Annotated in this window: 14 protein-coding genes and 2 pseudogenes; 8 read left to right on the top strand and 8 right to left on the bottom strand. The window is 45.9% G+C overall.

Annotation, left to right across the window (positions count from 1 at the left end; all coding sequences use genetic code 11):
• Nucleotides 1-20 precede the first annotated feature (20 nt).
• Nucleotides 21-1,409 (top strand): phosphoglucosamine mutase, encoded by a 1,389-nt coding sequence (glmM, locus tag HU824_RS00450; RefSeq protein WP_176467722.1) that lies wholly within the window; start codon nucleotides 21-23, stop codon nucleotides 1,407-1,409.
• 78 nt (nucleotides 1,410-1,487) lie between these two features.
• Here glmM and HU824_RS00445 read toward each other — a convergent pair whose 3' ends face one another.
• Nucleotides 1,488-1,991, bottom strand: a complete 504-nt coding sequence (locus tag HU824_RS00445) for an NUDIX domain-containing protein (RefSeq protein WP_136009045.1) — start codon at nucleotides 1,989-1,991, stop codon at nucleotides 1,488-1,490.
• 5 nt (nucleotides 1,992-1,996) lie between these two features.
• Nucleotides 1,997-3,226, bottom strand: coding sequence for an S-adenosylmethionine:tRNA ribosyltransferase-isomerase (locus HU824_RS00440; protein WP_176467721.1), 1,230 nt, complete (start codon nucleotides 3,224-3,226; stop codon nucleotides 1,997-1,999).
• Nucleotides 3,227-3,321: 95 nt separating this feature from the next.
• Here HU824_RS00440 and HU824_RS19585 point away from each other — a divergent pair, with 95 nt between their 5' ends.
• The 4 genes from HU824_RS19585 to HU824_RS00425 all read left to right on the top strand — a co-directional run bounded on the left by HU824_RS19585 (nucleotide 3,322) and on the right by HU824_RS00425 (nucleotide 8,100).
• Nucleotides 3,322-3,450: a hypothetical protein gene (locus HU824_RS19585; RefSeq protein ID WP_255260427.1), complete on the top strand. Its 129-nt coding sequence runs from the start codon at nucleotides 3,322-3,324 to the stop codon at nucleotides 3,448-3,450.
• A gap of 13 nt (nucleotides 3,451-3,463) precedes the next feature.
• On the top strand, nucleotides 3,464-4,594 hold the full coding sequence (locus tag HU824_RS00435; protein WP_176467720.1) for a DUF2027 domain-containing protein: 1,131 nt from the start codon (nucleotides 3,464-3,466) through the stop codon (nucleotides 4,592-4,594).
• A 590-nt stretch (nucleotides 4,595-5,184) separates the two neighbouring features.
• Nucleotides 5,185-7,215, top strand: a complete 2,031-nt coding sequence (locus HU824_RS00430) for a histidine kinase (RefSeq protein WP_176467719.1) — start codon at nucleotides 5,185-5,187, stop codon at nucleotides 7,213-7,215.
• Between the two features lie 132 nt (nucleotides 7,216-7,347).
• Nucleotides 7,348-8,100 carry a LytTR family DNA-binding domain-containing protein gene (locus HU824_RS00425; protein ID WP_176467718.1) on the top strand — a complete coding sequence of 251 codons (753 nt, stop codon included), beginning with the start codon at nucleotides 7,348-7,350 and terminating at the stop codon, nucleotides 8,098-8,100.
• A gap of 148 nt (nucleotides 8,101-8,248) precedes the next feature.
• Here the strand turns inward: HU824_RS00425 and HU824_RS00420 are convergent, their stop codons facing one another.
• The 6 genes and pseudogenes from HU824_RS00420 to hemW all read right to left on the bottom strand — a co-directional run bounded on the left by HU824_RS00420 (nucleotide 8,249) and on the right by hemW (nucleotide 15,294).
• Nucleotides 8,249-8,602: a hypothetical protein gene (locus tag HU824_RS00420; RefSeq protein WP_136009039.1), complete on the bottom strand. Its 354-nt coding sequence runs from the start codon at nucleotides 8,600-8,602 to the stop codon at nucleotides 8,249-8,251.
• 291 nt (nucleotides 8,603-8,893) lie between these two features.
• Entirely contained in the window at nucleotides 8,894-10,033 is a 1,140-nt protein-coding gene (locus HU824_RS00415; protein WP_176467717.1) for a DUF4249 domain-containing protein, read from the bottom strand.
• Between the two features lie 15 nt (nucleotides 10,034-10,048).
• Nucleotides 10,049-12,739: pseudogene (locus tag HU824_RS00410) on the bottom strand (TonB-dependent receptor).
• 53 nt (nucleotides 12,740-12,792) lie between these two features.
• Complete coding sequence (locus tag HU824_RS00405) at nucleotides 12,793-13,311, bottom strand: DUF4974 domain-containing protein (protein WP_176467716.1); 519 nt, start codon at nucleotides 13,309-13,311, stop codon at nucleotides 12,793-12,795.
• A 286-nt stretch (nucleotides 13,312-13,597) separates the two neighbouring features.
• Nucleotides 13,598-14,143, bottom strand: coding sequence for an RNA polymerase sigma-70 factor (locus HU824_RS00400; protein ID WP_176467715.1), 546 nt, complete (start codon nucleotides 14,141-14,143; stop codon nucleotides 13,598-13,600).
• Between the two features lie 20 nt (nucleotides 14,144-14,163).
• Nucleotides 14,164-15,294, bottom strand: coding sequence for a radical SAM family heme chaperone HemW (hemW, locus tag HU824_RS00395; RefSeq protein WP_176467714.1), 1,131 nt, complete (start codon nucleotides 15,292-15,294; stop codon nucleotides 14,164-14,166).
• 509 nt (nucleotides 15,295-15,803) lie between these two features.
• Here hemW and HU824_RS00390 point away from each other — a divergent pair.
• The 3 genes and pseudogenes from HU824_RS00390 to HU824_RS00380 all read left to right on the top strand — a co-directional run.
• On the top strand, nucleotides 15,804-17,057 hold the full coding sequence (locus tag HU824_RS00390) for a DUF2264 domain-containing protein (RefSeq protein ID WP_176467713.1): 1,254 nt from the start codon (nucleotides 15,804-15,806) through the stop codon (nucleotides 17,055-17,057).
• Nucleotides 17,050-17,214, top strand: coding sequence for a hypothetical protein (locus tag HU824_RS00385; RefSeq protein WP_176467689.1), 165 nt, complete (start codon nucleotides 17,050-17,052; stop codon nucleotides 17,212-17,214). Before HU824_RS00390 ends, HU824_RS00385 begins: the two co-directional genes overlap by 8 nt.
• 17 nt (nucleotides 17,215-17,231) lie before the next feature.
• Nucleotides 17,232-17,585: pseudogene (locus HU824_RS00380) on the top strand (glycoside hydrolase family 88 protein); the annotation flags it as partial.

Genomic DNA, 17,585 nt, shown 5'->3' with positions numbered 1-17,585 from the left:
TTTAAAAATCATTATAACCTATGACTCTAATCAAATCTATCTCTGGAATCCGCGGAACAATTGGCGGTGGTGCCGGCGAGGGATTGAATCCGCTCGACATTGTGAAGTTCACTTCAGCTTATGCTACCCTGATTCGTAAGACGTGTACTGTAAAAAGTAACAAAATTGTAGTAGGGCGTGATGCCCGCATCTCCGGTGAGATGGTCAAGAACGTAGTAGTCGGTACCTTGATGGGTATGGGCTGGGATGTAGTGGACATTGACTTGGCTTCTACTCCGACTACTGAGCTGGCTGTAACCATGGAAGGTGCCAGTGGAGGTATTATCCTGACTGCCTCACACAATCCCAAGCAGTGGAATGCGTTGAAACTGCTGAATGAAAAGGGCGAATTTCTGAACGCTGCCGAAGGCCAGGAAGTACTCCGCATTGCCGCCGCCGAAGAATTCGACTATGCCGAAGTGGACCAGCTTGGCTCGTACCGTCAGGATTTAAGCTACAACCAGAAACACATCGACAGCGTATTGGCACTTGACCTCGTAGATGTGGAAGCTATCCGAAAGGCAAACTTCCGTGTAGCCATTGATTGTGTAAACTCTGTAGGTGGTATTATTTTGCCGCAACTACTTGAACAACTTGGCGTTCAGCACGTAGAGAAGCTCTATTGCGAACCGACCGGTAACTTCCAGCATAATCCCGAGCCTTTGGAAAAGAACTTGGGTGACATTATGAACCTGATGAAAGGGGGGAAGGCAGACGTTGCATTTGTTGTAGACCCTGACGTAGACCGCCTGGCAATGATTTGCGAAGACGGCAAGATGTACGGTGAAGAATATACGCTGGTTACGGTTGCCGACTACGTATTGAAACATACTCCGGGCAATACAGTATCCAATTTGAGCTCGACCCGTGCCTTGCGCGATGTAACCCGCAAGTATGGACAGGAATATTACGCTTCCGCCGTAGGTGAAGTGAATGTGACTACCAAGATGAAGGAGGTATGTGCCGTTATCGGTGGTGAAGGAAACGGTGGGGTAATCTATCCGGCCAGCCACTATGGGCGTGATGCCTTGGTAGGTATTGCCTTGTTCTTGAGCCATCTGGCACACGAAGGTAAGAAGGTGAGTGAACTCCGTGCATCCTATCCTGCATACTTCATGGCAAAGAATCGTGTAGACTTGACTCCTGAAACAGATGTAGATGCTATTCTTGCTAAGGTGAAGGAGCTGTATAAGAATGAAGAAATCAATGATATAGACGGTGTGAAGATTGACTTCCCCGACAAATGGGTTCATCTGCGCAAGAGTAATACGGAACCGATTATCCGTGTCTATAGTGAAGCAGCCACACCGGAAGCTGCCGAGGAAATCGGCCAGCAGATTATGAAGGTGATTGAAGAACTGGCAAAATAAGGCTGATTGTAATGCTGCTATATGTCCCACTTTTCTTTTGGAGAGTGGGACTTTTTTTTGAAGGAGTATTTATTGCTGCTACAATTCGATAACTTTCTCTATCTCTTCTTCAAAGTTTGGAGTAAAGACTTCCTTTCCTATGCTTTCTTTTATTTGATCAATGCCCCAGAAACGTCCTCCGTCCAGTTCGTTGCTGGGCTGTATTTCACCGTCGTAGACCGTTTTGTACACGAAGACCAGTTCCTTTTCGCGGGCAGATTCGAAGACGTAACGTATGATAGTTTCGGGAACAAAGTCGGTAATGCCGAGCTCTTCGCGTACTTCGCGTTTCAGCGCCATCTCTACATTTTCACCTAAATCGACGTGTCCGCCTACTGAGGTATCCCACTTTCCCGGTTGTATGTCTTTCCATTCGGGACGTTTCTGCAGATACAGCTCACCTTTGGAATTGAATACATGAAGATGGATTACCGGATGCAGCAGTTTGCTGCCGTTATGGCATTCGCCACGGGTGGCAGCGCCTATGATGTTGCCTTGTTCGTCGACAAGGGGGAACATTTCTTGGTTGTTATCGTAGTTCATTGTGCTCAAGGTATTAATAAAGATGAATCTCCATAGCTCAGGAAACGGAAATCATTTGCCAGTGCATAATTATAAATCTTTTGCCAGTCACCGTGTACGAAAGCTGATACGAGCAGCAGCAAGGTGCTTTGCGGTTGGTGGAAATTAGTTACCATAGCCTTCACGATTTTGTATTCATATCCCGGAGCGATGATGATTTGAGTACTGGTATGCAGAGTCTCCATGCTATGTCTGTCCAGATAGGCGACAATGGCTTGCAGGCTTTCCACTGCAGAGGTGGCGGCAGTCTCGCCAGACATTTCATAAGGTTGCCATTGGCGGACGTGCAAGTTTTCCTCTGTGGCTTCGGGATTATTCAGTAAAATGACTCCAATGTGATAAAGACTTTCCAATGTGCGCACTGAAGTTGTCCCTACAGCCACTGCCTTGCCGTCGTGCGCTATGAGTTTTTCCAATGTGTTGCGCGAGACGGAGATGTATTCCGTATGCATTTCGTGCCCTTCTATTTCTTCGCTTTTCACCGGTTTGAAGGTGCCTGCTCCCACATGGAGTGTCAATTCTTCCAGTTCCACCCCTTTATTGCGCAATGCGTCCAATATGCGTGGGGTGAAATGCAGTCCTGCTGTAGGAGCAGCCACCGAACCTTTGATTTTGGAGTAGACAGTCTGGTAAGTCTCTTTGTCACTTTCTTGGGTCTCCCGGTTCAAGTAGGGAGGGATGGGCAATTCACCGAAGACCTCGAGAATGTCGGCAAAAGTCACTTCCGGATTGTTCCAGCGGAAGTTTACCCAATGGCTGGTTCCGTGACATTCACCCCGTTCGGCGGTCAGGGTGAGTGGTTTGCCTTTCACGGTCATTTCACGTCTCAGCGTGCCTTCCTTCCACTTTTTCAGGTTGCCGACCATGCAGAGCCAGGCAACATGTTCGGTTTGCTGGAAGTTCAGGACATAGTCGTTCGGCTGTATGGGTTCCAGGCAGAATACTTCAATCAGTGCCCCCGTTTCTTTCCGGAAATGCAAACGTGCTTGGATGACTTTGGTATTGTTGAATATCATCAGGCTTCCCGATGACAGATACTCCGGAAGTGAAATGAATCTGTCTTCCGAAACTTCTCCGTGGCGGTACAATAGCAATTTGGACTGGTCGCGTACGGGCAACGGAAACTTGGCTATGCGTTCGTCCGGCAATGAGTAGTTGAACTCACTGATTCTGATATGTTTGGGATTTTCTTTCATGATGGCTTTCTCTTTATCGGTTGCAAAGGTACGGATATTTAGGAAGATTTGAAGAATAAGGGAAATAATTCCTAACTTTGCAGGAAGAAATGGGGATGGACTTTTATGTTCGTGGTTTTGCCAACGGGATGGCACGACTTTGCCATCGTGGTGGCACGACTTTGCCATCCCATTGGCAAAACTTTGCCACCATGATGGCAAAAAAACAGGAAAAGACAAACTAAAAGATAAGTTATTATGAAGATAGGAGATAAAGTACGTTTCCTCAGCGAAGTTGGGGGCGGTGTTGTGACAGGATTTCAAGGGAAAAACATCGTGTTGGTGGAAGATGCCGACGGTTTTGACATACCGATGCCCATAAACGAATGTGTGGTGATAGAGACCGATGATTATAATATCCCCACTCCGGCAGCCAAAGCGGCTGCCAAGAAGAAGCGGGAAGAAGAGCAGCAATTGCGTACGGTCGCTGCTACGGCAAGGGCGTCTGCTATGGATTCTCAGGTTTCAGAGCCTCAATCGGTCCGTTTGGAGAAACCGCAAATATCCGTTTATCGTCAGCCCGAGATGAAAGGCGGGGATATCCTGAATGTTTTTCTGGCATTTGTTCCGGAGGATATCAAGGCTGTCAGCACTACACCTTTCGAGGCATATTTGGTGAACGACAGTAATTATTATATGTATTACACCTATTTGAGCGCTGAAGGAAAGTCCTGGACAGCCCGTTCGCATGGTTTGATAGAGCCGAATACGAAACTTCTGCTGGAGGAGTTCGAAAAGTCCGAGTTGAACGACCATGAACGTGTGATGGTACAGCTGGTGGCATTCAAAGATAACCGTGCGTTCACAATGAAACCGGCTGTCAGTGTGGAAGTCCGCATAGATATGGTAAAGTTCTATAAACTGCATACATTCCAGCAGACGGATTTCTTTGAAACTCCGGCATTGATGTATGATATTGTCCGGAATGACCAGCCTGCCAGGCAGGTGTATGTTTCGGCAGAGGAACTGAAGGAGGCTTTGATACAGAAGAAAGCGGCAGATACTCCGTCCAGACCGCAGACGGTCATCAAGCGTGGTGGCAAGAATGGGATTGTCGAGATTGACCTGCATATCGGCGAGTTGCTGGATGACACCTGCGGCATGAGCAACAGCGAAATATTGAATTACCAGCTGGATAAGTTTCGTGAAGTGATGGAGCAGTACAAGAAAAAGCGCGAACAACGTATCGTCTTTATTCACGGCAAGGGAGATGGAGTGCTGCGTAAAGCCTTGCTGGACGAGCTGAAACGTAAATATCCTGACTGCCGCCATCAGGATGCTTCGTTCCAGGAGTACGGATTCGGGGCGACGATGGTGACGGTTAAATAAAATCAAGTATTTGAATAGTGAATAGGGCAGTTCAAACATTGGAATGCCCTATTCATTATTTATAGTCTGACATTGACTCTTGTATTTTTCCTTATGTGTATTTCTTGAGTGGAAAGATTGGACTGCATCATTTCTTTTAGAAAATCTCTGTAGTCTTCTTCTATACGGCATGCAGCGTACTTGCGCTCTTCAGAAAATCCTCCTCTTCCCAGTTGTTTGAGTAGCTCATATCTATCTGCTATGATTTGTCTACTGTCTAACATAGAACTTGTAAATTATGTGAAAGAACTGTTTTCTTTTGGAAACAGCCTTTCTTTGATTGAGTATATTCGCAATTCTTTACCCCAAAAAGTGATTAATAAAATATATGAATAAGAAAATGAGAAAAAGCTTGAAATGTACTAAAATCTTGTTTTAGTGGCTTATGTAGCTAAATATTGTACTATAATGTGATTTTTTTTGTTTTGTTTTAATAAAGCGGTAACGTATGCTCTTTTGTGGTTGATAAATACGCCTTATGCTTGACGGTATTTCGCAAAAATATTTTAAGTTTGCAGCAGTATTGAACAGATAATCTAATTACGAGAAACATGAGAAAGGGGTTGAATAGGCAAATCCGGTTTTACATTTGCTTGGTGATAGGGCTTATGGTCCTAGGGGCTTGTGTGCCTGAGGATATAGAGACGATATGTACTGAAATGAAAGCCTTTGAGAGATTTTCTCGTATAAATGGAGATTCTTTGGCTATTGTGCCTCGAAAGATTAGAACAGAGGCCTTGCGAAGGATGGAACAGGCAAAGGACAGTCTGGCCAAGTATAATTATCTGGCAATGGTAATGAAGACCTATCTGGTCACTACACAGCTTGACTCGGCGCAGATGATGATTCGGCGGCTAAGCAGTTTTATTGAAGGGCAGGAAGAGGTTCCCGGGATGGCAGATTTGGAATCCGAATGTTTCAATATGAAAGGAAATGTCTTTGCACGTATGGGAAAGATGGATTCTGCCGAATTTTGTTTCCGGAGGTCTTATGAACGGCGGATGAAGGGAACTAAAGTTGAAGTAATACCGGATATCTTGATGAATCTTGCCGATGCGAGTAACCGTTTGGGGAAGTTGAATGTAGGGGCAGCCTGGTATAGGAAGGCCTTGTTGATGTGCGACTCTTTACATTTGTCTTCTTCCAAGAAGCCTCCCATTTATTATGGTCTGGCGCAAGTATACGTCACCATGCGTGATTTTGACCTGTGTGATTACTATTATAATCTTGCGGGAGAAAGCTATGACAGTATGTTGCCTTACGAGAAGTATATTTATTTGAATAATAGAGGGACTTCTTACTATTATAGGGAAGATTACCGGACAGCGATAGAATATTTCCGGAAAGTTGTCGGTCTGGTCGAAGGATATTCTGACATGAACTTTGAGCTCAATTTGGGGCGGATGAATTTGGGCGACTGTTATCTTCAGTTGCATGAAGCTGATTCTGCTGTTAAATATATAAATGAATGTCAACCTTTTTTTGAAAAAATGGATGTGAAGGCTGCGCTATATTATATTGATACACAACGTATAAAACTGGCGTTGATGCAAGAAGACTTTCAAGAGGCGCGTTGTTTGTTGTCCCGGAGCATGGTTCCTGTGGGCATTGATCCTGACATGGTGCATATTCGTAATAAATACCTTCAGCAGTTTTACGAGGAAACCGGCAATTATAAGAGTGCTTACTACTATTTGCGAAGAAATAATCAACTTGATGATTCTATCAGAAACGAGCGTGTCCGGATGCATACGGCAGACCTGACTTTGCGTTATCAGCAAGATTCTACCTTGATGGCACATCGGGTTTTGCTTCAGGAGCAGAAGAACGAAATGTTGGTGCTAAGGTGGACACAAGTTGCTGTATTTGCCATAGCCGTTATAGCTATATTGACAGCTTTTTTTCTTTATCTGTACAGTAAAAAGAAACGTGCTTTGTTGCTTGCACGGAATCATCGCACAGTCTCTACACTTCGTCTGGAGAATATTCGTAACCGTTTGTCCCCTCATTTCATCTTCAATGTTTTGAACCGGGAGATGACAGGACGAAGTGTGGAAGAAAGACAGGGGCTTTCGTCTTTGGTAAAATTGATGCGTCGGAATCTGGAATTGGCAGAACAACTGTGCGTAACCTTGGCAGAGGAAGTGGATTTTGTGAAGACATATATTGACCTGGAGCGTTGTTCCTTAGGTCCGTATTTCCATTCAGAACTGAAGATAGAAAAAGATGTGTATCCGGAACAAATAAGGATTCTGTCTATGATGATTCAAATTCCGGTTGAAAATGCAGTGAAGCATGCGCTGCGCGAGAAGGAAGGAGAACGAAATCTTTGGGTTGCGGTTTGTCGGCAAGGAAACGGTGTTTGCATAAAGATAACGGATAATGGTGGCGGTTATCGTCCGGACAGCCGGTATCGGGGTACGGGCACGGGAATGAAAGTAATTATGCAGACTATTCAGATTCTCAACAATAAGAACAAAGAAGCCATTGATGTTTCAGTGTATAATGTCTCTTTGCAGAGTGGTGAGATGGGATGTGAGGTGGCTTTCTGGTTGCCTGACAACTATGATTATAGAATTTAAAAGAACCGTTTAATCTTGTTTTTTGCACGGATAGTCATGTTCTCAGACAAATAGTTCGTAAATGGCTTTCTGTTACTTTGTATGGGAGCAGGATTATGTTTATATTCGCCAGAGGAAAAACATAAAAAGAACATGGATAAATATAAGGTTGTGATAGTTGATGACGATGAGGCGGCTCTTGAGAATCTGAGTTTTGAATTGAGAAAGGATGTACGTTTCTCTTTGAAAGGAACCGCCCGTAATGGCAAACAGGGGAAAAAGCTCATTGCCAAGGTGCAACCGGATTTATTGTTCTTGGATGTGGAACTGCCGGATGTGACTGGAATGAAACTGCTGCAGGAAATACGTGGCAGTGTTTCATGGAATATGCGGATTGTTTTCTATACAGCTTATGATAAGTATATGATTCAGGCTGTTCGAGAGGCTGCGTTCGATTATCTGCTGAAACCTTTTGAAGAGCGGGAATTGCGGGATATCCTTATACGTTTTGTAGAGCAGGCAGAAGCAGGACAGAGAATGCCATATCCCATTGGTGTGCCGCTACATACCGGACAGACATTTATCGTATTTACGCCAACCAATGATATGCGTGCGTTGCGTCCGGTCGAAATCGGTTTTTTTCGCTATTGCTCCGAGCGTAAACAGTGGGAAGTGATACTGAGCAACGAGCCGCCGCTGGTATTGCGTCGCGGGATGACTGCCGAGCAGATTACTCAATATTCGTCCAGTTTTGTGCAGATACATCAATCGTATATTATCAATATTGATTATCTGATGATTATAAAGGACAGTAAATGTATGCTTTATCCACCGTTCGACAAAGTGACGGAACTGCTGGTTTCCAGAAAGTATAAGAAAGAACTGCAAGACAGATTCTGCTTGTAGGACTGAAGAGATAAGAATTATCTGGTTAGGGAGTTGGCTCTGCCGGTTTTGGCAGCGTTGACCAAAAGAAAAGGCATTGAACCTCTAAAGTCCAATGCCTTTTTATTTATCAATAAATACTTGTTTCCGTATTTATCAGAAGCGAAGCTTATTTCACTTCGATACCTTTGTTCAGCAGCGTGACGTTTAATACTCTGGCATAATCAGCATATTGCTTCTCATTCAAAGTCTTTTTCATCAACTTCAGATTACCATAAACTGCATTACGGAGTAACTTCTCTTGATTCTTCTTGGAATTTGTAGCGTGTTCCATCTGTTCTGTAAAATATTCGCAGATGTTTGCCACTTCTTCATGCTGGTTGGAATCCAGATTCAAATACTTGCTCAACTTTGTTATGTTGATGTTACCTTCCCATTTTGCAGTTGTAGGTTGGTTTCCTGCTGCAAATGTTGTGGCAGTCAGGCAGACTGCTGCCACTAATGTTAATCCTAAACGTTTCATAATACCTACTTTTTAATTGTTATTCCTAAAAACTAATCTTAATCTAATACCTATTGAAAACTCTCTAAGCGCTTAGGTTTTTCTTTTTACCTATGCAAATGTAGGCGTATGTTTTATAACACAAAAATGAATAAGGGAAAAAGTGTAGTTTATATCTTCATTTCTTGACTTAAATCAATTTTATAGTGTGAAAATGCTTTGTTTGGATGCTTTTTGTAATACGAATGTAATGCGTAATAACTGAATTTTTGTTTATTGTAATGGGTAAAAGGATTTTCGTTAGTCAAAATGTTAGTAGCAAACAGTTTCGGGCAAATCTATGACTACTCTGCTTTCAGAGCAGACACCCACAAAACCTAATCCGCCTATGACGTTGCAAGGCAGACTGACAGGTTCCATTAAAATATTGTCGTAATCCCCATCATCCAGACAGTTTAAGGCTTTCAGATAGCGGTATTCGGCTTCAGTGATGCTAAGCAGCCGTACGGTGATGGTTTGTTTGCGGGATATATGGTAGTAGTAGTGTCCCTCTACCGGATAATATTCTTGGTAGAGAGGGGTATATACTTTTAATGTGGCATACGAATCACGGAAAGTGTTATCATTGAATATATTGTATTTGTTATTGATAGTGGGAAACAATTCATTTTCTTCATCATCATAGTTGCCGGGGTGGCCGTCAGTCAGTATAACATCTTCCCGGTTAATGATTTCGTTCTGCCGGGGAGCGAGGATGGTAGTGTCTCTGGGTATGGAGGCCCAATACCAAGAGCCGTCCTCGTCTTCCACTTTGATGAGGCTGCCGTTTTCATCTTTCAGGTATTCTTTCCATTTGCAATAGTAACTACGGTCATTCCAAATGTCCAGCCGGTAGTAGTTCTTCTCGTTGGGGCGGTCTTGCAACGTAATTTTGTATTGGCGGTAAAGGTTTTGTCCGCTGTACTCGCGCAGGTAGGCCAGGCAAGTGTCCACGTGCAGGCTCTCTATCGGCTGTGGCACGGTGACTTCGGCACTGGCATGGTATTTCCCGTTTTCGGCAGTGGCTTCCAGACGTATGTTGTCGCCGGGATGCAGTGTGCTGGTCAGACGATATTTCTTGAAACGTATACTTTTCAGTAATGATTCATAAATGTCCTTATCAAGTTCTCCTTCCAGATGCCCATACATTTCTTCCGGAGAAACCGCTTTCGGAGTTTCTGCTATTTTGCCATTGATGTAGAGGGAAAGAGTTGCTTCGTTCAAATGTTCAATACTATAGCCCTCGCCTAAATGGAGATAGACTTCATTAACGTCTTTTCCTGCATCCAGTTGGGCATTCATGATGAGTAGCGGTTGTTGGTTGTCTGGATTGTAAGGAATTTCATTTTCACATGATGCCAACAAGACAATAGCTACTATATATAATAGGTGTAATTTCATTTTTGTTTTCATATGCCGGATTTGTTTTTAAAATCTATAAGTATAGGTAACAGAAGGAATACAAGGCAGTATTGTTATTTTCTTGATGACAGTTTGAGCTTTCTTCTGCCCGGTATTTCCATGATAAATACTTTCGTAGAAATCATTGTAGTATACGTTGTATCCATTATTTTTGTATTTGCTGTAAACGATGTTCGGGTTCATGGCATTGTATGCATTGTAGATACTGATATTCCAGGTACGTATGCCATGTTTGGTTTTCTTGTTGAAGTTGACACCTAGGTTCAAACGATGGCTGGCGGGCAGGCGATAGTTGTTGCGTCCGGAGATGTAGCCGGTCTCTTCGATAACTCCATCGGGGCTGACGATAATAGTAGCCCTCTCGGGGATAGTGATACATCCACCGGTATTGAATATCCAGGAAGCTCCTGCATCAATGCGGTCACTGAACTTATGGCTGAAGTTGAGGCTGATGCTGTGGCGGCGGTCATATTTGTAGGGGAACCATCAGCCTTGGTTGATGGTACCGTTCTTAAAGCGGTGATCGGTTTTGGATAGGGTATATGCCAGCCAGCCGGTGGTCTTGCCCAATGTTTTCTGTGCCATCAGTTCCAGACCGAAGGAACGGCCTTCGCCCATTTCTACCTTTTCTTCCCAGTTGGTAGAGGTGCCGAAGAAGGATACACCGTCCTGATATTCAAGTATGTGTTTCATCTGTTTATAATATCCCTCGACGGAGAACTCCCAACCCGGCAGTCCGGAATAGTAGCCTCCTATGGAGTACTGGTTGGCATACATCGGACTGATATCTTTGGTAATGGGTACCCAGAGGTCGGTAGGCATGGACAGCGGAGTAGAGGACAGCAGATGCACATACTGTGCCATGCACGTATAGGATGCTTTGGCAGAATATCCTTGTCCGAGGTCATAGCGGGCGGAAAGGCGGGGCTGCAGCGAATAGTAGCTTTTCCCTTGTGTGTGGAACAGCGATGTGCGTACACCTGCATTCAGACTGAGCCTGGCGTTTACATTGAAATTGTCTTCGGCATAAAGGGAGATTTCTTGTCCGCGCATGGCATGGCTGTTGCTGGTATTGTAAACCGTATCTTCCTGAAGGGCGCCATTATCTATATCTTGTATTTTCGAGGTAGCTATTCCCGGACGGAACGTATGGTGGATGTACTCTGCACCGAACTTGATGTGGTGCTGCGGCATGGGGGTGTAGTCAAAGTCCATACGAGCGCTCCAGTCACGGATACCGGAGTTGAACTTGGAGGAGTAATGGTATCTGTCTTGTACTTTATTGGCGACAGTATAGGCATCTTCCATGTTTTCGTCCAGCCCCATCTCATATTTGTTGTATGAGACGGTGGTGTTGCAAAACAGCTTGCTGTTGAATACATAGTTCCAGCGACCGTAGGCGATGGTGTTTCCCCAATTCAGACGGCTGTTGTCTTTGGAATAATTCTTGATGCTGTTGTTGTAATTGTCACCGTGGTAGTAACTGTCATAATGATAGTGGTCCTTCCCCTTGTAGAAACTGAGGAAGATGCGGCTACGGTCGCTGAACTTATGGTTGACCTTTGCATTGACGTCGTAAAAATAGTAGTTGTATTTGTCGGAATAGGTGTCGTCTTTGTCTACAATGAGATTTTTGAAGAATAGGGTGGGGATGGCTCGTGCACTGAAACTGAAGGAGGTCCGTTCTTTCCAGATAGGGCCTTCGATATGAAGTTTGTCCGTCAGCAGGCCTATGCTGAATGCGCCGTGGTATTTATGCATGTCTCCGTCGTTGGTCCGTACATCCACTATAGACGAAAGACGTCCGCCGTAGCGGGCAGGAAAAGAACTTTTGAAGAGTGTGGTGTTCTTTACCGCTTCGGGCGTAAAGATGGAGAATATTCCCAGCAGGTGGTCTGCGTTGTAAACTGGAATCCCGTCCAGCATAACCAGGTTCTGGTCGGGACCTCCCCCTCGCACATACATGCCTGCAAAACCTTCCATACCGGCTTGCACACCCGGCATCAGCTGAATGGTCTTCAGCAGGTCGGCTTCTCCCAATATGGACGGGGTATGCCTGATTTGTGTCATCGGTATCTCATGCGCTCCCATGGCTGTGCTTTCTATGCCGGCCTCCCGCTTGTCCGAGAGCACCACGACCTCTGCCAGCTGGTTATTGCTGTCCAGCCTGACGTTGAGTAAGGTGTCTTTCGTCAGTTCGAATCGGCTATGCCGGCTTTCGTAGCCCAGGTAGGAGAAAACCAGTTCCGTTTCCCCTTCCGGCAGGGTGAGGGAATAGAAACCGAAAGGATTGGTGGCAGTACCAGTGGAACGACGACTCTCAAGGATATTGGCACCAATCAGCGTCTCGGAAGACGCTCCGTCGGTCACGTATCCGCTGATGGTGAACTTACGGCTAACGGGTTTCTGCGGCACGGGCCGCTTATGGAGTAGAATGTGCTTTCCGGATATTTCGAACGTGATGGGTTCGTTTTCAAAGGCACGTTGCAATATCTCACTGATGTTCTTTTGTTTCATCTCCAGTGTGATGCGGTGCGTGAGCTTTACTTCTTCCCCATAGATGAAGGAGAATCCGGTTGCATTTTCCAGTTGCTTCACGAAACTCTCTAAAGTTGCGTTACGGATATTCAGGTTTATACGTGTTTCCTTGTTTTGTGCCTGTGCATGGAGTGAGGCGCTTAAAAGAACCACACACATCAGAAGTACGGTTCTGATGTGGTGGTACGAACAGATAGTAGAGCTAGTCATTGTCAGTTAAGTTTAGTAGTAAGGATAATGGTGTTGTTTTCTTTTTTATAGGTAAAGTTGCCGGCGTCCTTCAGTAGGTCTAGGATTTCTGTAAGACTCTCCCCTTCGCGGAAGGTAGCTGTCATGTGATAGTTCTTCAGACTGTCTCCATCAATACGTATATCGGTACGGAACGTTTCGGAAAGTTGACGGACGATTTCCTGCAAGGGTTGCTGGTCGAATGTCAGTACGCTATGGATTACTTGGGTTTCCTCGGTAGTATGTATGGCTTCTGTGGGAATGAGTTCCCGTTGCGGTGCTACGTATAAGAACTGATAGGCTGCCCAGCTCGTTACACAGAGCAGGACTACGGCTGCGGCACTGGCTGTACGCATCCAGAACCGCTTCATGCTGCGGCGCTTCAGCAAACGGGTTTCCAGTAGTTTCCAGCTGTTCTCTGCCGTAAAGCGTCCTCGTGGGGAACGGGTAGAAGCAACCAGTTTGTTCAGTACCTTGTCGAAATTCTCGTTATTCACTTTCATTTTTGGCAATTTATTAAGAGCCTATGACTCCTTTTCTGCATGTAAAGACAGCTCCTTTTCAGGAATTCCCTATGCCTATATCCTGAAATAATGTTAATCTGAAGCTCTTTGTCCGTGAAAGTCCGTCCTGCCTACGTATGACTTCCTTGTTTCTCTGTTTCAATCAATAGGGAAGGTGTGCTCGAGATGTGCATCTCATGTTGTGCGAGATGTATATCTCATGCGGCTCGAGATGTACATCTCATACATGCATACGCGGCTTCTTGCAAGGAAGATGAAGCAGAGTTCACTCCGTCAGCAATGCTTCCTTGAGTCTTGTGAGTGCTTTTTGCAGTTGCGCGTCTACTGTCTTTGTGCTGATGTTCAGTTCCTCCGCCACTTGTGCATAGCTTTGTTTCTCTTCGCGCAGGCGGATGAATACTTCACGGCAACGCTCCGGCAGGCGGTCGAGCGCCTTGACATATCGGGCAAACAGTTCTTCGCTGATAAGAGTGTCTTCGGGGGAATCGGCTTGGCCGGAAAGTTCGGGAAGCTGTTCGGACGAGAGTGCAGGGTGCCGGTTCTCTTTCTCCAGGTAGTTGAGGGAGGCGTTTTTGGTGAGGATAAAGCAGTAATCCTCTATGTTGTTTACTTCCGGCAGCCGGGTGCGTTGTTTCCAAAGCTTCATGAAGACGTCGAGCACGATTTCTTGCGCCCACTCTTCGTGCTTCACGAAATAGCAGGCAATACGGAATAAACGGTCGTAGCACAGATTATAGAAACTGTGAAAAGCACGTTCCGAGTCTTCCTCCTTCATTTGGCGCAAGTAGCGTCTGACTTCTTGTTCGGTCATGCAGTCTTCCGGTTTTGTTGTTATTCAATGAACATCAGGTCGCTTATTATGCCGTCCGAAACAAAGATACCTTCCCGGGTCAGGCACAGGCGGTCTGTCTGCATCTTCAGTTTGTGGCTTTGAAGGTAGGGGGCTGCCATCTTCATGCAATATTGGCACAATTCTGTGCCGAAGGCTTCTTCCGTATATGCCAGAGAGACTCCCCACATGGTACGCAGGGAAGTCATGATATATTCATTGTAACGGGTCACTTTATCCAGGATTTCTGTTTCGGAGGAACGCTGTCCCTCTTCAATGGACTTTATGTATCCTTCCAGAGAAGCTGTGTTCCATTCCCTTGCCTCCGCATTGAAGGAGTGGGCTGAAGGGCCGCAGCCCAAATACGGAATGCCTTTCCAGTAAGCCGTGTTGTGGCGTGAGTACATGCCTGGCTTGCAGAAGTTGGATATTTCATAATGCTCGTATCCTGCGGCTCCTAGGGTGTCTATGAGCGCCGAGAAGAAGCGCACGCTGCTCTCTTCGTCCACTTCGCTGATACGGTGGCTTTGTAGCATCTCGTAGATGCGGGTACCTTTTTCGTAAGTCAAGTGATAGGCGGAGATATGCTCCACATCAAGGCCGACGGCTTGTTGCAGGTCGCGTTCCCACCGTTGGTCTGTTTCATCCGGTAGTCCATAGATGAGGTCGACGCTGATGTTCCGGAAACCTGCCTGGCGGAGGCTGTGTACGGCTGCGATGGCTTGCGCGGCATTGTGCCGGCGGTTCAGCAGTTTCAGGGTGGGGTCGTCGAATGTCTGTATCCCCATGCTTATGCGGTTGAAGGGGAGGGTGCGCAGCATGGACACATATTCTTCCGTCAGGTCGTCGGGATTGGCCTCGAGGGTAATTTCTTCGGCATGTTCTGTTCCATACACCTCTTTGATAGTCCGGAATATCCGCTCGAAATCTTCGTGAGCGAGCTGAGAGGGAGTGCCGCCGCCAAAGTAGATGGTCTCTATCGGTTCTCCCTTCAGATAACCCTTGCGGGTTTTCAGTTCAGTGCACAAGGCACGGATGTACTGCTGCTTTAATTCGCTGCGGGTGGTGGAATAGAAATCGCAATAGATGCAGCGTGTCTTGCAAAAAGGTATATGAATGTAGATGCCTGCCATGGTATGCTTGTGGATATTTGTTGCAAAAGTAGTCTTTTTGGTCAGAATAATACTCTTATTTCCGTGACATTTAATGCAATATTAGGAATAATTAGAGTCTTGGCGGATATTTCTGGCTCAGTTTGTAATCCGGAAAAATGGAACATCTTTTGAGTCGTATGGAAATTCATTATTCCGAATAAACTCCTTTTCTTTGTTGTCTGAAAAAGAAATAGGTGTCTATTAAAATAATGAGCAATATGTTTGAAGGACTTGACTTTTGGTTTGAACAGATTATAGCTTATTGCATTGCCCTCGTACTGGTGCAGTTCATGAAGAAACAAATATAGCGGCAAATACTTTATTCACTTCCGTCGTAGCACGGTTTAATCTTAGGTTTTTTCTTGTGATTTCTGAGCTTTTTGGGGTACTAATGACCGATATTTACCCCTTTTTGAAACAATAGTGCCCCCGAAATTACCGGGAATGGGGTAATTTTGCAGTATTGAAAACCAAACTTAAATAATATCATGAGAAAAAGTAACTGCTTATGGCTGCTGCTGGTGGCAGTTTTATTGCTGCCCGCTCAGGAAATGGCTGCCAAGAAGAAAAAAGAGAAGGAAGTGACAGACCGCGAACTCTGGGCCGGGGTGTTGTATCGAATGGCCGCTCCGGTGCTGAGTAATATGAGTGAGGGGAAGCTCCAGGAAAATATGCAGGTGGAACTTAGCCCCACTTGGGATGGACGCGACAAACGGGTGACCTATATGGAATGTTTCGGCCGTCTGATGGCAGGGGTGGCGCCTTGGCTCTCTTTGCCGGATGATGACACTGCCGAAGGCAAGCAGCGCAAGCAGCTTCGCGAGTGGGCATTGAAAAGTTATGCTCAGGCAGTAGATCCGGAAAGCCGGGATTACCTGCTTTGGCGGAAAGAAGGGCAGCCGCTGGTAGATGCCGCTTATGTTGCTGAAAGCTTTCTGCGGGGATACGATGCTTTGTGGGTGCCTCTGGATAGTTTGACTAAACGGCGTTATATTGAAGAATTCACCCGGTTGCGCCGTGTAGACCCTCCTTATACCAACTGGCTGCTGTTCTCGTCTACGGTAGAATGTTTCCTGCGCAAGGCTGGTGCCAAGAGTGATGCTTACCGTATTGTCTCCGCTCTGCGCAAGGTGGAAGAGTGGTATGTAGGTGACAGCTTTTATAGCGACGGACCGGGATTTGCCTTTGACTATTACAACAGCTTCGTACTCCATCCCATGTATGTGGAGTGTCTGGAAGTCTTTACGAACAGTGGAAAAAATAAGATATGGAATGCGCCGGATTGCAATTTCCAGCGTGCCCAGAAGCGCATGCAGCGTTTCGGCATGATTCTGGAACGTTTCATCTCTCCCGAGGGGGCCTTCCCCGTATTCGGGCGTTCCATTACCTACCGCACCGGTACCCTCCAACCATTGGCTTTGTTGGCATGGCGTGGATGGTTGCCCAAGGAATTGTCGAACGGACAGGTACGTGCTGCCATGACGGCTGTTATCAACCGTATGTTCGGTGACAACCGGAACTTTAACGGGAAAGGTTTTCTGACGTTGGGATTCAACGGTTCCCAGCCTCATATCTCCGACTGGTATACCAATAACGGCAGTCTCTACATGGCCTCTCTGGCATTCTTGCCTCTGGGCTTGCCCGCCAATCATCCGTTCTGGACAGATGCTCCGCAGGCATGGACTTCAAAAAAGGCGTGGGGTGGTGAAGAGTTCCCCAAAGACCATGCTTATTATGAGTAAGACTGATTCATTTCTCGAGCGTACCACTCCGTTTTCCCTGAAAGGTGGAGGCGCGAAGATGATTCCGATGGCCCGTCCGCGCATCGTAGTGGATGGCGTAGAGCTGGTTGTAAAGTTTGCGCCGCAACCGGTCTATGTATTGGAAGTGATAAGATAAAAGAGCAGTATTAGTATATGAAAACGACATTCTTGTTTTTATTGGGTTCGGCTTTCTGCTGGGGACTGTCTTCATGCACCGCTCAGCAGCCGAAACCGGAAGAAGTGATTGAGGTTATCAATCGGGTGAACAACTATTGGCAGGAGACCCATCCGCAACATGGGCGCTCTTTTTGGGACAATGCCGCCTATCATACGGGAAACATGGAGGTGTTCTTCCTGACCGGCAATCCGTTATATCTGGAGAAACTGCATGAATGCTGGACTTATGCCAACAGCATCATGTACGGTGCGGAGGAAGGCCTATACTATCGCGACGGCAAATATGTTTATCCAAAACACAAAAGTGTGAATGGTAAGAAAGACTTCTGG

It is taken from the genome of Bacteroides sp. L10-4 (assembly GCF_013373675.1).
GTDB lineage: Bacteria > Bacteroidota > Bacteroidia > Bacteroidales > Bacteroidaceae > Bacteroides > Bacteroides muris.
The sequence above is the reverse complement of the archived record's forward strand: the minus strand, read 5'-3'. Positions and strand labels throughout refer to the sequence as shown.

Coding starts and splice junctions, on each gene's coding strand:
- glmM (WP_176467722.1), top strand. CDS start 21: ATGACTCTAATCAAATCTATCTCTGGAATCCGCGGAACAATTGGCGGT.
- HU824_RS00445 (WP_136009045.1), bottom strand. CDS start 1,991: ATGAACTACGATAACAACCAAGAAATGTTCCCCCTTGTCGACGAACAA.
- HU824_RS00440 (WP_176467721.1), bottom strand. CDS start 3,226: ATGAAAGAAAATCCCAAACATATCAGAATCAGTGAGTTCAACTACTCA.
- HU824_RS19585 (WP_255260427.1), top strand. CDS start 3,322: ATGGACTTTTATGTTCGTGGTTTTGCCAACGGGATGGCACGACTTTGC.
- HU824_RS00435 (WP_176467720.1), top strand. CDS start 3,464: ATGAAGATAGGAGATAAAGTACGTTTCCTCAGCGAAGTTGGGGGCGGT.
- HU824_RS00430 (WP_176467719.1), top strand. CDS start 5,185: ATGAGAAAGGGGTTGAATAGGCAAATCCGGTTTTACATTTGCTTGGTG.
- HU824_RS00425 (WP_176467718.1), top strand. CDS start 7,348: ATGGATAAATATAAGGTTGTGATAGTTGATGACGATGAGGCGGCTCTT.
- HU824_RS00420 (WP_136009039.1), bottom strand. CDS start 8,602: ATGAAACGTTTAGGATTAACATTAGTGGCAGCAGTCTGCCTGACTGCC.
- HU824_RS00415 (WP_176467717.1), bottom strand. CDS start 10,033: ATGAAAACAAAAATGAAATTACACCTATTATATATAGTAGCTATTGTC.
- HU824_RS00405 (WP_176467716.1), bottom strand. CDS start 13,311: ATGAAAGTGAATAACGAGAATTTCGACAAGGTACTGAACAAACTGGTT.
- HU824_RS00400 (WP_176467715.1), bottom strand. CDS start 14,143: ATGACCGAACAAGAAGTCAGACGCTACTTGCGCCAAATGAAGGAGGAA.
- hemW (WP_176467714.1), bottom strand. CDS start 15,294: ATGGCAGGCATCTACATTCATATACCTTTTTGCAAGACACGCTGCATC.
- HU824_RS00390 (WP_176467713.1), top strand. CDS start 15,804: ATGAGAAAAAGTAACTGCTTATGGCTGCTGCTGGTGGCAGTTTTATTG.
- HU824_RS00385 (WP_176467689.1), top strand. CDS start 17,050: ATGAGTAAGACTGATTCATTTCTCGAGCGTACCACTCCGTTTTCCCTG.